Genomic DNA, 13,105 nt, shown 5'->3' with positions numbered 1-13,105 from the left:
AAAAGACGGTCTGATCTTCGATCTCGGGATTGGTGGCGTATGCGAGGGCGCTCGCAACGGCGCCCTTGCCGCTGAGTGGGCGGAGCGGCTAGCGTCCAGCCGCTCGCAATAATTCGATCACCCGACCGTCAGACGGTCGTCGAGAGTGCCTATCCCCGGAGCGGACCATGCAGCGCGCTCCGCTGCCTGCCGTTCGGACCAAGTCTTCACATTGCCAGATAGTATGACCTTTCTGCCTTGGACGTCGATTCTGATTGCACCAGCCTCCAGAGCGGCGTCGCGCTGGAACGCATCTTCTATGCGTTTCTTGACGTCCACGGCCGTAATGCGCGGCTTCAGCTCCACGAGGTTGGATACCCCTACGACGCCGGCGAGATCGCGCACCGCGTCATAGGCCGCGTTCTTTTGATATTGCCACTCGACTTGGCCCCGCAGGGTGATCCACCCCTTGAGGACCCGCACCTGCACCGAATCCTTTGGCACGGAAACGTTCCAGTCGAGCATCTTGACAGCCCGACGGGCGATGTCGTCGTCGTCTGTTTCCTTCGGTCCGAAAATCTGGACCTCGATGTCGGCAGCTATTCCCCGTACGCCCTTTACGCGACGAACCACCCGCTCTGCGGCCTCTTTCTCCGCGTAGGTACGCACGTGACCGGTCAAGGTTACGATCCCGTTGTGGACCGCGACGCCGATGCCAGCCGCGTCGATGCTGGGCTCGAATTCCATTTCGTCGAGGATGCTCTGTCTGAGATGAATGTCGTTCATGACAACCTCCTTCAGGTTTGCGACGAGACGATCGTGCCAGCGCCGCAGGATTTCGTCGTTGATCTTCATCAAGCACGAGAGCGAACTTGCGATCTCATCGGACGGAACACCGTCTGCGAGGTCCCTACTGGGTCTGGACGTCGGCGGCCACGAAGAGGCGGTGGCCGTTCCTCACGACCGTGACGAGCGCGCGGACATGCTCCTTCACGAGAATTGCGAGCAGTTGCCCGACGTCGGTCACCGGCTGCTGGTCGACAGCGACGATAATGTCGTCCGGCTGCAGGCCGGCCTGTGCCGCGACCGAACCTTCGGCGACGACGACGACGCGGGCGCCGAGACCGTCGGGAAAGTTCGCCATATCGACCTCGGCCAGAGGGCCGCGCGCGATATGGATGGTACGGGGAGCGGCCGGTTCGGCGACCGGCGCGTCGGAAACCACGGGAAACACCTCCATCCTTCGGCTGGCGCGATCGATCTGGAAGGACGGCTTGGACTGCAATGGTAGCGAACCCACAAGTCTTCGGACGTCGGACGCGCCGCGCACCGTCCTTCCGTCGACCATTCGGACGACGTCGCCCGGCTGAATTCCTGCATTCGCCGCCGGCGAACCGGGCCGGACTTCGCTGACGAGCGCCCCCGGCGCTTCATCAACGCCAAACGCCTTTGCGAGACCGGGCGTCAGATCCTGCGTGACCAGTCCGACCTCGCCGCGTACCAGCTTGCCGGTCAGAATGAGCTGCCGCATTACGATGCCGACAGTCTCGGCGGGCACCGCAAAACCAATGCCGATGCTTCCGCCGGCGGGGCCGATGATCGCGCTGTTGAGCCCGACCACGACACCGTCCTCGTTTACAAGAGCGCCGCCCGAGTTGCCGGGATTTGTCGACGCGTCCGTCTGAATGAATCCTTCGTACCCCTCCGATCCAACGGCGCGGCGTCCAAGCGCGCTGACGATGCCCATCGTGGCGGTCTGGCCAAGGCCGAAGGGATTCCCGATCGCCACCACGACGTCGCCGACATGGAGCGAGGACGCGCTTCCAAAATCGGCCTGAACAAGATGATCGGGTGGAATTTGAACGACGGCGACATCCGTCTCGGGATCGGCGCCGACGAGTTTCGCTTTGAAGCGTCGGCCGTCGGAGAGCGCCACCTCGATTTTCGAGGCGCTTGCTATGACATGCTGGTTGGTGACGATGTAGCCGTGGACCTCGTCGATGACGACACCCGAGCCGGCCGATTGGAAGCCGTGCTCTGCCGGCGCGGCGTCGTCAGGTAGTCCGAAAAACTTTCTGTAGAAGGGATCGGCGAGCGTCGCATCCGCGTCGTCGAGTTCCTTGCCCTGCACCGAGATGCTGACGACGCTCGGCACGACACGCTGGAGCATCGGCGCGAGCGACAGGCTGTTTGCAACGGCTGGAGCCGACAACAGGCTCTCGCCTGCGATGAAGAGCGCCCCCAGGGCTAGCAACGAACGCGACATCTCTGATCTCCTCGCGGAAGCGCCGCCGGTTGTCGACGGACGTCTTGACGAAGAAGCTTCCGTTTTGCCCGAACGATCCGCATTGATCCTCGTCAACGAGGATCGCGGCTATGGCACGATGATGGCTGCGCCGTTGATGCGGCCCGCCCGCAGGTCGTCGAGGGCCTTGTTTGCATGTTCAAGCGCGTAGACGCTGGTGACGCATCGGACCCCGGCCGCCCTCGCGATCGAGAAGAATTCCGCCCCGTCGCTCCGCGTCAGGTTCGCCACCGAGACGACCCGTCGCTCGCCCCAGAGCAGACGGTAGGGCATGCTCGGGATGTCTGACATGTGGATGCCGCCGCAGACCACCGTTCCGCCCTTCCGCACCACGTCGAGCGCCATCGGCACGAGCTCGCCGGCCGGTGCGAAGATGATGGCGGCGTCGAGCGGCACCGGCGGCCTCTCACCGGAGAACCCGGCCCAGACGGCGCCAAGATCAAGCGCGAACTTCCGTCCGGCCTCGTCTCCAGGACGCACGAACGCATAGACGCTCTGGCCGCGATGCTTGCACACCTGCACGAGGATGTGGGCGGCCGCGCCGAACCCGTAGATGCCGATCATCCTCCCCTCGCCCGCCATCTTCAAGGATCGCCACCCGATGAGGCCAGCGCAGAGAAGAGGCGCGGTCGCCACCGGGTCCGCATCGTCAGGCAGTTCGAACGCGTAGCCCGCCTCGATGACCGCATGCGTCGCGAAGCCGCCGTCGATCGTATAGCCGGTGAAGCCGGGGGCGTCGCAAAGATTCTCGCGACCCTCTCGGCAATATGCACAGTGGCCGCAAGTGTGGCCCAACCAGGGTACCCCGACTTTTCGACCGATAAGGCGACCAGGAACGCCCTCGCCCGTTTCGATCACGGTTCCCACAATCTCATGCCCTGGAACGAGAGGAAGCTTTGGCTGGGAGAGGTCTCCGTCGCAGACGTGAAGGTCCGTCCGGCAGACGCCGCAGGCCTCCACCTTGATGACGACGCGGCCGGGCGACGCTGGCGGGTCCGGCCGCTCCACGAGACGGAGCGGCCGCCCCACCTGTTCGAGTACCATCGCCTTCACGCTTCCCTCCACCGGCATGTGCCACGCTCTAATCGTATCACCACCTTCCCGACCTTGGCTTGATCCCGGTCAAACATCCGGATTGATGCTCGTCAAAGACGGAACGCCTTGGAGAAGATAGCCTTCTGGACACAGCGCCACGACCTCATCCAAAGGAGACGGACATGCGCGAACAAGAAGAGACCCGCAAGGCAGCAACCGACATAGCCACGACCATTCCTCCAGTCGAGCGAACGTCCGCAGACCTTGTTCTCGAACGTCGGGACGAGGACCGCTGGGAGGTGACGGCGACGACGCCGCGGGGCCAGGCGTGGGCGAGAGACCATTTCTGCTGCGCGCTCCGGCAATCCTTCACTGGCACCATGTGTCTCGACATCATGAGCGCCGATCGGCTTCTCAAGGAAGCGCATGACGATGGACTGACCACCGAGTTCGTCAGCCTGTCTGGAAAGGACATATACTGACATGTTCGCCACAGTCGTCTGCGCCATCGGCCGAGGATCCCGGCAACGCATGCTCCAGCTCCTCGAAACGGCCCGCGCGCAGCTCGCGCCCAACGGAAGCCTCCACCTCGTTCACGCGGTGGAGGGCCTGCCCTCGTCGGCCTCGCCGGACGATTGGGCGGTCGAGGTGATGGCCGCCGCCGAGACCAGACTTTCGGAAGCCCTGCGGTCGACCGACACTCCTGCTTCTATACACGTCCGGGCGGGCAACCCGTCGCAGCTCATCGTCGCCATCGCAAAGGAGATCTCCGCCGATCTCGTCGTGATCGCCTCTCACCGGGACGACGTGCTCGACCGCGTCTTCGGCTCGGTCGTAGACCACGTCGTGCAGCGCGCACCATGCTCCGTGCTGGTCTTGCGAACGACCCGGTGACGCCGCGCGCTTTACACGACCCTCTTCGCTTCAGTCTCGCTGGCCTGACGGGCGGAAACGTCGCGACACAGTTCGGCGGCGTGCGCCAACGTTCGCGACCCGGCCACGCAAAGCCGCGCCACCTCTCTGGGATACTCTTCCAGCTCGCTCTCGACATAGTCCGAAAGAACCTCGACCGCATCGCCGTGGTCGATACTGCAGGCAAGTCGAGTCAGAAATTCAAAGCATCGAAACCCTCGCCGAGCGGCGGATGCCGTCAAATCTGAAGTGACCGTGGCCGACGCGGCAAAGATCTCGTCTTGAATCAGAGCGCCCGCGCGAAACGCGGGCGCGAGGTTGAAGTTGAATGTGGCGCTTGGATATGGGCCGCGTAGATATGGTATGTGGCGCTCCGATTGTGGGATGTGGGTTAGGCTCGAGCATCGACGGTCATTCCGTTCTGACTGCACTGCGTCCCGACACGGCCGTGACGGCGATGCCGTAGAAGACGTGAGGAGAGCCATCGGGCATGGGAAGCTCCTGGGGCTTCATCGAGCCGATCTCCCACCAGTCCGAATACTTTTGGAGAAGCGACCACGCATGGAGCCTTTCGCTTCGTCGCGCGTCGCTGTCAGGAAACTCCTCGAACCTGCCTTCGACGACGACGCTCGTCCACCCGCCGGCGCTCGAACGCTGCTCGACGTGAAGGCAGACCTTGTCGTTTCCCCGCATCCAGTCGAGCTTCTTGCCGGGCATGGTGAAGCTATAGGCAACGCCGCTGGCAAAGGCGAAATAGATCGCCGCCACGTAAGGCTGCCCATCCTTGCAGCAGGCGAGATGACCGAAGCGCTCGTTCTCAAGGATCCGGTAGCACTCACCGGGGTTGATCTCCGTCAGCTTGATCGTCATGGCCGTGTCCTCCAGCTTTAATGAAGGCACAATCATAGGAGCTTCGTTGGGCCGCGACCTTGACAAAGCGCAATGCGAACTCTCTCCGCGGCATGCATCATGATGGCTGTTTAACCTCAGGAGGCCAGCATGAAGCCGCAGTTCCATCTTCCGTTGTCGACCTATCCCGACCCGAGTTCCTTCACCATCATCGACAACGCGATCGACCTCGCTCGGCAGAACGACGCCGATCTCGTCGCCAGCATCCCGCAAGTCCGGATCCCCCAGGTCCATCAGCCCTTTCCCACTTTTATCGATGTCGACACATGGCGGGAACAAGCAGAGCGGTATAGCCGGGACAGCGGGACTTCGCTGCGGGCACACGTCGCCGACGCTGTTTCGGAAACTGGCTTCGAGGTGCGAATCCATGGATTCGAGGTCAGGGAACCGTTCGTCTATGAACGCTTTTCTGAAATTGCCAAGTGCTACGACCTTTCCATCGTCGAAGCCTCGGAGCTCTCCCGACAACTCTCCGAAACGCTGCTATTCGGAAGCGGCCGTCCGCTCGTGCTATTTCCAGCCACCAGCGTCTACTCTCGTGTGGACACGATCGCCGTCGCCTGGGACGGCAGCGCCACTGCAGCGCGCGCCCTTTCCTGCGCACGGGTCTTCATCGAACGCGCGATCAAGGTGCAGGTCATCTCGATCACCGACGACAAGGAGATCGACGAGGCGAACCGCGCCCTCCTGATCTCCTCTTTGAAGCACGCAGGATTGGACGTGGACGACGTTGCGATCCAGGCAGGCGGCGAGACCGCGACCGCCGCCATTCAATCGGCCGCGCTGGAACGAAAGGCGGACCTCCTCGTCGCGGGCGGATTTGGTCATTCGCGGCTTCGTGAGTTTATTCTCGGCGGCGTCACTCGGGAACTGCTAGTCAAGGCCGAGCTGCCGGTGCTTCTCGCCCATTAGAGGGCGCGAAGGGCATTGAGAATGACCGCCACGTCGATGGCCTCCTGAAGCAATGCGCCGCCGACTGGCGGAAGGTATCCCGCTCCCGCGAACCCCATCGCGAGGAGCGAGAGACCTATGCCGGCATAGATGCTTTGAAGCGCGATCTTGCGGGAACGACGCGCGATGCCGATCGCCGTCGCTATCTTGGTGAGGTCGTCCCGGACGAGCACGATATCCGCAGCCTCCGCGGCCGCGGCAAGGTTCTCGACGCCGACCGCGATTCCGACATCGGCTGCCGCCAGCGCTGGCGCGTCGTTCACGCCGTCGCCGACCATCAGCACTTTCCCGTGGACGCGCTCTTTCTCGATGACTGCGACTTTGTCTGCGGGAGCGAGCCTCGCCGCGACGTCGTCCAAGCCCAGCGAGCGAGCTATGGCTGCCGCGACAGCCAACTCGTCACCAGAAGCCAGGACTATTCGAGATATTCCTGACGCCCTGAGCTGGGTGACGAGTTGGATAGCATCTTCGCGAAGCCGGTCTTCGAGCGTGATCGTGCCAGCCGGCGTGCCGTCAAACAGCACCTTTACACGCATTGCACTGCGTGACCCGTCAGCCCCGGACGACGGCGCCTCTCCGAAATACGTGTCTCCTCCGACGCCGACACACACGCCATCGACGATTCCGGAAATTCCGGATCCCGCGGTCTCGGTCACCTCCGATGGACGGCTCAGTACCAACCCACGCCTATGCGCCTCGTCCACCAGCGCGCGTCCAACCACGTGCCCCGATGCCTGGTCCAGCGAGGCGGCGAGCCGCAGGATCCTGTCGGGATGCTCCGGTCCCTCGATGTGCCCGACTTCCGGCTGTCCCGCAGTGAGCGTCCCCGTCTTGTCGAACACCGCCACGGTCGCCTGGGCGAGCGCCTCGAGAGGTCTCGCACCCTTCACCAGAACGCCCTGCTTGGCGGCTTTTGAAGTACCTGCCGCAAGTGCGACGGGTACCGCCAGGATCAACGGACAGGGCGTGGCGACGACCAGCACGGCCACGATCCTTGCCATGTCTCCAGATATTAATGCCGAGACTCCTGCAATCGCTACCGTGGCGAACAGGAACCAGATCGAGAACCGGTCGGCCAGGCGCATCAGCTTTGCCTTGGAGCGCCTCGATGCTTCCACGAGCCTGACTATTCCGGCATAGGTGCTATCCTCGGCGCGGCTTAAAACGCGGATTTCGATCGCGTCCCCCTCGTTCGTGGCGCCGCTCGAAATGTTGCCACCCCTGGCGATGCGCACCGGGAGAGGCTCTCCGGTCAGCACCGCCTGGTCGATCGTCGCGACTTCGCCGACGAGCGCCCCGTCGACCGGTACGACGTCGCCCTTGCGTATGAGGAGCACGTCGCCGACCGCGACCGTCTCGATCGGAATTTCTTCGAAACCGTTTCCGGCAAGCCGCAGGGCCGTCCGCGGAACTTGCGCCAGCAAAGCCGACATGCCCTCGTCGGCGCGACGATGTGCGTATGCCTCCAGAAACTGACCGCCGGAATACATGAGACCGACGATCGCGCCGGCAAGATATTCGCCGAACCACAGGGAGGCCCCCATGGCCAGCGCCGCAATCAGGTCCAGGCCGTATTCCTCCTTCCGCAGCTTCCGGGCGATCTCAACGCAAAGAGCCGCGAGGATCAGACTGGTGCAGCCGATGAGGATTGCCTTGTATCCAAGGCCGTTGCCCGCGAGATAGAAGGCAAATGCGATCACAAGTGCAAGAAGCGACGACAGCACCAGAAGGCCCGATCCGGAGCTCCCGTCCCTCAGTCGCAACACCCGGCCCTGAGGCCACGTCCACCTACCAGCCCTCCAAGCCGCCGCTGTAGCCACCTTTCACCCTCCCATCAATCCAGAAGTCAGCGGAACGATTTTGCGCAATCGATGCAGAACGGCGTATAGGGAACCGCAGTTAGCCGCTCCTTGCCGATCGGATGATGGCATTTGACGCATCGCCCATATGTGCCATCGTTCAGCCGGTCGATCGCCGCGTCGATGGCCGCAATCTGGTCGCGCCCCTCGGCTTGCATCTCGCGAAGAACTTCGTCGTTCTCAACCTGGGTCGCGCGCTCCTCGCTGTCCTTCTCGAGCGCCACGCAGAGGTCCGCATCGATCGCTCCGAGACGACGGACAAGGTCATCCTTCATCGTCTGCAACACCGTCTGTACCGAGCTTTTATTCATTTTAATCGCCTTTCAATCATGCCGGATCAATCTGGGTCCACACGCGATGCCGTCGTAATACCGAACCAAACGCACCGCCTTCGAAACGCCGTGGCCGCATATGCCGCGGCCCACAAGTCGTCTGCAGCATATCTCAATGCGATCGGAGCTCCTTGATCCCGGTCAATGCCGCCTGCGCAGGGGCACATAGGCTGTCGCGCGAGCTTTCAGTGAAATCGTTGCGACAAGCCCGGAGCCCATGATGAATCTCACGGCGCAGACACCCGCCCCCACCACACCTACGGTGATCGGTCTGACAGACGTCGAGGCCGCGGAACGCCTTGCCGAGCTCGGGCCAAACACGCTGCCCGAGCCTGAGCCCCCATCGCCGCTGAAGATGTTCCTCATCCAATTTCGCAACCCGATCATTTACATTCTTTTGCTGGCGTCGGCGCTCTCGTTTGCGACCGGCAGGATCGAGGACGCCCTGTTCATTCTCGTCGTGCTTCTGATCAATGCCTCCATCGGCACGTATCAGGAGTATTCTGCGGATCGGGCGGCCGCCGCCCTTCGCAAGCTCGAGCAGCCGTCGGCCAGGGTCATCCGGGACGGCGTGGCTTGCCGGATCGAGGCCAAGCGGCTGGTCGTCGGCGACCTCGTTCTTCTGGAATCCGGCGACCGAATCCCTGCCGATCTGATGCTTGTCGATGCAAGTGATCTCCGGTGCGACGAGTCGCTTCTGACCGGCGAGTCGAAACCGGTCGCCAAAGGGCGGTCCGTCGGAGGATCACCGGATGAAACCCCCAGTTCCATGCTGCTGCTCGCGGGTTCGCTGGTGACACGCGGACGAGCCCAGGGCGTCGTGACCGCTACGGGTACCGCGACCATGCTTGGCGGCATCGCCGCCGAGTTGGGAAGAGCCAGTTCGTCGCAGCCCCCGCTCGTCGCCCGTCTGGCCAAGTTCACGAACGCGCTCGCGGTTTTCGTAGGATTGGCAGCTTTGGTGCTGGTCGTCGCGGGCCTGATGCGGGGCCTCCCTCTGCACGATCTTGTCATGATGTCCGTAGGTCTGGCGGTGAGCGCTGTTCCTGAAGGGCTTCCGATCGCGATCTCCGTCGCGCTTGCCGTCAGCATGCGACGGATGGCCGCCCGCAACGTCATCGTCCGAAGCATGCCGGCTGTTGAGGCCCTCGGTTCGACCACGATAATCGCCACGGATAAGACGGGTACCTTGACCAGCAACGTGCAGACGGTGACCGAAATTCGCCTGCCGGACGGCACGGACATCGCCCTGGACGCCCATGCAGATCTCGACAAGTGCGAGATCACCGCGAGCGGCCTGGACAGCGACCTTGTCCGCGAGAGGGCGCGCAGGCTGCTACGCGCTGCACTGCTCGCAAACGAAGGAACCCTGGCTCGCCGCGACGATCTCTGGGTCGCCGCCGGAGACACGGTCGACGTGGCGCTTCTTGCAGCAGGACGGAAGGCCGGGCTGGGACAGGAAGAGTTGAACGACCGATACCCGCTGGCGGCAAGGATCGCCTACGAGCCCGAGCACAAATACGCTGCATCCTTCCACCACGGCAGTGATCGGATTCATGTCTTCGTCAAAGGGGCGTCGGAGGTGCTCATAGAAATGTCTGATCGCATGGACTCCGCGGGAAACGTAGTCGAAATCGACCGTGCGTCGCTTTTGGCGCAGAAGGAAGAAATGGCCGCTCGAGGCCTCAGGGTGCTCGCGTTCGCCGAAGGGGAAATCAACGCGTCCCTCGCCGGAAGCCTCGGACACGGTCATCTTGTCGATCTCGTGTTCTTGGGGCTGGCCGGACTGCAGGACCCGGTCCGGCCTGAAGTGCCGAACGCTATGAAAGACTGCCACGCGGCGGGCGTGGAGGTCGTGATGGTGACCGGGGACGACCCGCGGACCGCTGCCGCGATTGCCCGAGGTGCCGGCCTGAACTTTCACGCGGGCCAGGTCGTTTCGGGCCACGACATCGATGAAGCCGCTCGAGCGGGCGACCAGCGGCTGGACGAGATCACGAGAGAGGCCCGCATCTACGCCCGTGTGCAGCCAGCGCAGAAATCGGCGATCGTCGCATCCCTGATACGCAATGGCCATATCGTCGCCGTCACCGGAGACGGTGTAAACGACGGTCCGGCGTTGAAGAAGGCGCATGTCGGCGTCGCGATGGGACTTAGGGGAACGGAGGTGGCGAAGGAAAGCGCCGATCTCGTCGTCACGGACGACAACTTTGCATCCATCGTCGCGGGGATCGCAGAAGGCCGGGCGGCCTATCGCAACATCCGCAAGGTGGTGCTGATGTCGGTCGCAACGGGCGCCGCCGAGGTCCTGCTCTTCATGCTCGCGCTGCCGTTCGGCCTGCCCATGCCGCTCCTCCCTGTTCAGCTCTTATGGCTCAATCTCGTGACAAACGGCATCCAGGACGTCGCGCTTGCCGGCGGCAGGCCGGAAGGAGACGAACTGGCGGGGCCGCCACGTTCTCCGCTCGAACCTGTCCTCGACCGGACGATGATCCGGCGCGTCGTCCAATCGACGGTCGTGATCGGCGGAGCAGCGTTCCTGGCATTCCAGTGGATGATTGCGCATGGATATGGCGTTCCCGAAGCCCGCAACATAACCCTTCTCATCTTCGTGATGTTCGAGAACGTCCAGACCCTGGCGTGCTCCTCCGAAAGACGATCGATATTCTCCGTCGATATCCTTCGGAACCGGTTCCTGCTCCTCAGCGTGCTCGCCGCCCAGACGATCCACATCTCGGCGATGTACGTGCCGTGGCTTAGCGGAACGCTCGGCCTGTCGCCAATCACGCCTCTTGAATGGAGCCTCAGCATGCTGATCGCTAGCTCCCTCGTTCTCGTGACCGAGGTCGACAAGTTCGTCTCCCGGCGACGCCGCGATCGTTCATCCCATGCTTGACGAAGATCAAAGAACGTCGCCGCAAGTGCCGTTATCCTCTCGATATTCAACAAGAGAGGTGATCGAAATGTCCATTCGCACGGTAATGAGCATCCTGACTTCCAAATATTTCGACGAAGACCTGAAGGCCGCCGTGGAGTTTTGCGGAGCCTCCGGAGCGCATCTCAGCGCGGTCGTGATCTGCATGGGCGCGTCGCCGATGATGGGAGAATACAACTCCCTGTCGACCGTCTGGCTGGAAGAACGCCAGCGCGAAATCGAGGAACTCGTCAAGAAAGCCGAAGAGATCAAGGCGTATCTCTCGAGCACCGAACTGTCCTACGATGTGCAGGACGTCTATACGGAATATGCCTTTGCGCGGGAGGACATTGCAGAACGGGCGCTCTATGCCGACGTCGTTCTCGTCGGCCGCCAAGCGTGCAAGGACGAGGAACTCCAGAAACGGGTCATGGATGGCGCTCTGTTCCATACGCCGACGCCGGTCATCATCAATCGCGGACGGCGGCCGCTCTCTTCCACTTCCAAATCGATCGTACTGGCATGGGATTCGAGCGACGAGGCGTCGCGTGCCGCAAGGCAGGCCCTCGACCTGTTGAAGACGGCGGAATGCGTCTACGTGACGATGGTCGATCCAGTCTCGCGAGAGCGGGTGAATGGAGAAGAACCAGGCGCCGACATCGCGAGCTTCCTGTCCCGTCACGGAGTCAAGGTTCAGGTGGATCGCGTGGCCAGCGGCGGAAACGCGGCCGACGAGGTCCTGAGGCAGCATGCGATGGACGTGAACGCCGATCTGATCGTCATGGGAGCATACAATCACCCTCGCTGGCAGCAGACACTCTTCGGAGGCGTGACACGCAACATGATCGAGCAAAGCAGCGTGCCAATATTCATGGCGCATTGAGGGGGAAGGACACGGCCGCGTTCCACGCGCGCCGTGCCGGAGTGGCGGCATGTCGCTTTCAGACACGATGGGTACGACCATCTCCATCAGCGACGCCGCCGCTGGTCTCTACAAGATGGTCAACGTGTTGGTGTTGCAACGGTCGCTCGCTCTTCATACGTAAGGGTCACTTCTGGCCGGAAGTCGCAGCTCGCCTGCTGTCGAGGCCTTCGCTTGGCGCCTTAGCTCGGCACCACCGTCCCCCAGTTCCGATACAGGATGTAGCCCGCGACCACGAAGATGAGCGCTGCGAACAGGCGGTTGAGGATGTTCTTATAGGCGCTGAGCCGGGTGGCGAGCAGCATGCCGAGTACGCCGCCGACGATGCCGCCGCCGATGAATTCGGCGGCAAGCCACCAGTCCACCAGGCCTGAACTGGCATAGTTCAAGGCCGTCGCCAGTCCGAACGCAGCGACGGAGAGGAGAGAAGTGCCGATCGCGTTGATCATCGGCATGCCCGTCGCCAGCATGAGGCCGGGAACGATCAGGAAGCCACCGCCGATCCCGAAGAAACCGGATGCAGCGCCGGCGGCGAGAGCCACGGTCGCGGTGGCAAGGCACATCTTAAGATCGACGGGCCGACATTCTGCCGATACTGGCTTCCTGGGCTTCAGCATCAGGACGCCGACGACGAGCATGAGGATTCCGAACAGGAAGATTAGGCGATCTCCGTCCATCGCCTTGCCGAGACTGGAGCCGCCGAGGGCGCCGACGACGCCGAGTGCAGAGAAGACGGCCGCGCAGCGCCACCAGACGTGCCCCTTGATCGCGTGGCTTGCGATGTTCGCGAAGGCATTCACCGAGACCGCAAGCGCACCCGTTCCGATCGCGATATGCGGCTGGGTCACGCCAACCACGTAGAGTGTTGATTTCCACTGAGAGCTGACCCGGCGCAGCCTAATATTTCCATTGAGAATTGACCCATGTTTCAACCGTCCCTCGCATGTTTTCAGCGGGGGCTCTGGAGTGATCGACATGGCATTACTG

The 13,105-nt window shown here is 62.7% G+C and carries 11 protein-coding genes and 1 pseudogene; 5 read left to right on the top strand and 7 right to left on the bottom strand.

Annotated features, from left to right (window positions below; translation table 11 throughout):
- Positions 1-117: 117 nt before the first annotated feature.
- The 3 genes from GR197_RS30075 to GR197_RS30065 form a co-directional block, all read right to left on the bottom strand.
- Complete coding sequence (locus GR197_RS30075; protein WP_164016270.1) at positions 118-765, bottom strand: BON domain-containing protein; 648 nt, start codon at positions 763-765, stop codon at positions 118-120.
- 124 nt (positions 766-889) lie between these two features.
- On the bottom strand, positions 890-2,245 hold the full coding sequence (locus GR197_RS30070) for a trypsin-like peptidase domain-containing protein (protein ID WP_164016251.1): 1,356 nt from the start codon (positions 2,243-2,245) through the stop codon (positions 890-892).
- 108 nt (positions 2,246-2,353) lie between these two features.
- Positions 2,354-3,337, bottom strand: coding sequence for a zinc-dependent alcohol dehydrogenase family protein (locus GR197_RS30065; RefSeq protein WP_348643314.1), 984 nt, complete (start codon positions 3,335-3,337; stop codon positions 2,354-2,356).
- Positions 3,338-3,501: 164 nt separating this feature from the next.
- Between GR197_RS30065 and GR197_RS30060 the strand changes: the two genes are divergently transcribed.
- Both GR197_RS30060 and GR197_RS30055 read left to right on the top strand, forming a co-directional pair.
- On the top strand, positions 3,502-3,801 hold the full coding sequence (locus tag GR197_RS30060; protein WP_164016247.1) for a hypothetical protein: 300 nt from the start codon (positions 3,502-3,504) through the stop codon (positions 3,799-3,801).
- Between the two features lies 1 nt (position 3,802).
- On the top strand, positions 3,803-4,213 hold the full coding sequence (locus tag GR197_RS30055) for a universal stress protein (RefSeq protein WP_130732062.1): 411 nt from the start codon (positions 3,803-3,805) through the stop codon (positions 4,211-4,213).
- A gap of 429 nt (positions 4,214-4,642) precedes the next feature.
- On the opposite strand, the gene GR197_RS30050 is transcribed toward GR197_RS30055, so the two are convergent.
- Entirely contained in the window at positions 4,643-5,101 is a 459-nt protein-coding gene (locus tag GR197_RS30050) for a pyridoxamine 5'-phosphate oxidase family protein (RefSeq protein ID WP_204330473.1), read from the bottom strand.
- A 129-nt stretch (positions 5,102-5,230) separates the two neighbouring features.
- On the opposite strand from GR197_RS30050, the gene GR197_RS30045 reads away from it, so the two are divergent.
- Complete coding sequence (locus tag GR197_RS30045; protein ID WP_164016243.1) at positions 5,231-6,052, top strand: universal stress protein; 822 nt, start codon at positions 5,231-5,233, stop codon at positions 6,050-6,052.
- On the opposite strand, the gene GR197_RS30040 is transcribed toward GR197_RS30045, so the two are convergent.
- A complete protein-coding gene (locus GR197_RS30040; RefSeq protein ID WP_164016241.1) occupies positions 6,049-7,911 on the bottom strand; it encodes a heavy metal translocating P-type ATPase in 1,863 nt (620 codons plus the stop codon). The two genes, GR197_RS30045 and GR197_RS30040, sit on opposite strands and share 4 nt — an antisense overlap.
- Positions 7,912-7,937: 26 nt before the next feature.
- Positions 7,938-8,261: a TraR/DksA family transcriptional regulator gene (locus GR197_RS30035; protein WP_027689835.1), complete on the bottom strand. Its 324-nt coding sequence runs from the start codon at positions 8,259-8,261 to the stop codon at positions 7,938-7,940.
- 238 nt (positions 8,262-8,499) lie between these two features.
- Here GR197_RS30035 and GR197_RS30030 point away from each other — a divergent pair, with 238 nt between their 5' ends.
- Together GR197_RS30030 and GR197_RS30025 are read left to right on the top strand one after the other, a co-directional pair.
- On the top strand, positions 8,500-11,178 hold the full coding sequence (locus GR197_RS30030) for a cation-translocating P-type ATPase (RefSeq protein WP_164016239.1): 2,679 nt from the start codon (positions 8,500-8,502) through the stop codon (positions 11,176-11,178).
- 67 nt (positions 11,179-11,245) lie between these two features.
- A complete protein-coding gene (locus GR197_RS30025; RefSeq protein WP_130686277.1) occupies positions 11,246-12,079 on the top strand; it encodes a universal stress protein in 834 nt (277 codons plus the stop codon).
- 221 nt (positions 12,080-12,300) lie between these two features.
- On the opposite strand, the pseudogene GR197_RS30020 reads toward GR197_RS30025, so the two are convergent.
- A pseudogene (locus GR197_RS30020) lies at positions 12,301-13,019 on the bottom strand (sulfite exporter TauE/SafE family protein); the annotation flags it as partial.
- Positions 13,020-13,105 lie beyond the last annotated feature (86 nt).

It is taken from the genome of Rhizobium phaseoli, from assembly GCF_010668805.1.
GTDB lineage: Bacteria > Pseudomonadota > Alphaproteobacteria > Rhizobiales > Rhizobiaceae > Rhizobium > Rhizobium phaseoli_A.
Note: the sequence above shows the minus strand (reverse complement) of the source record. Positions and strands in the feature narration are given on the sequence as shown.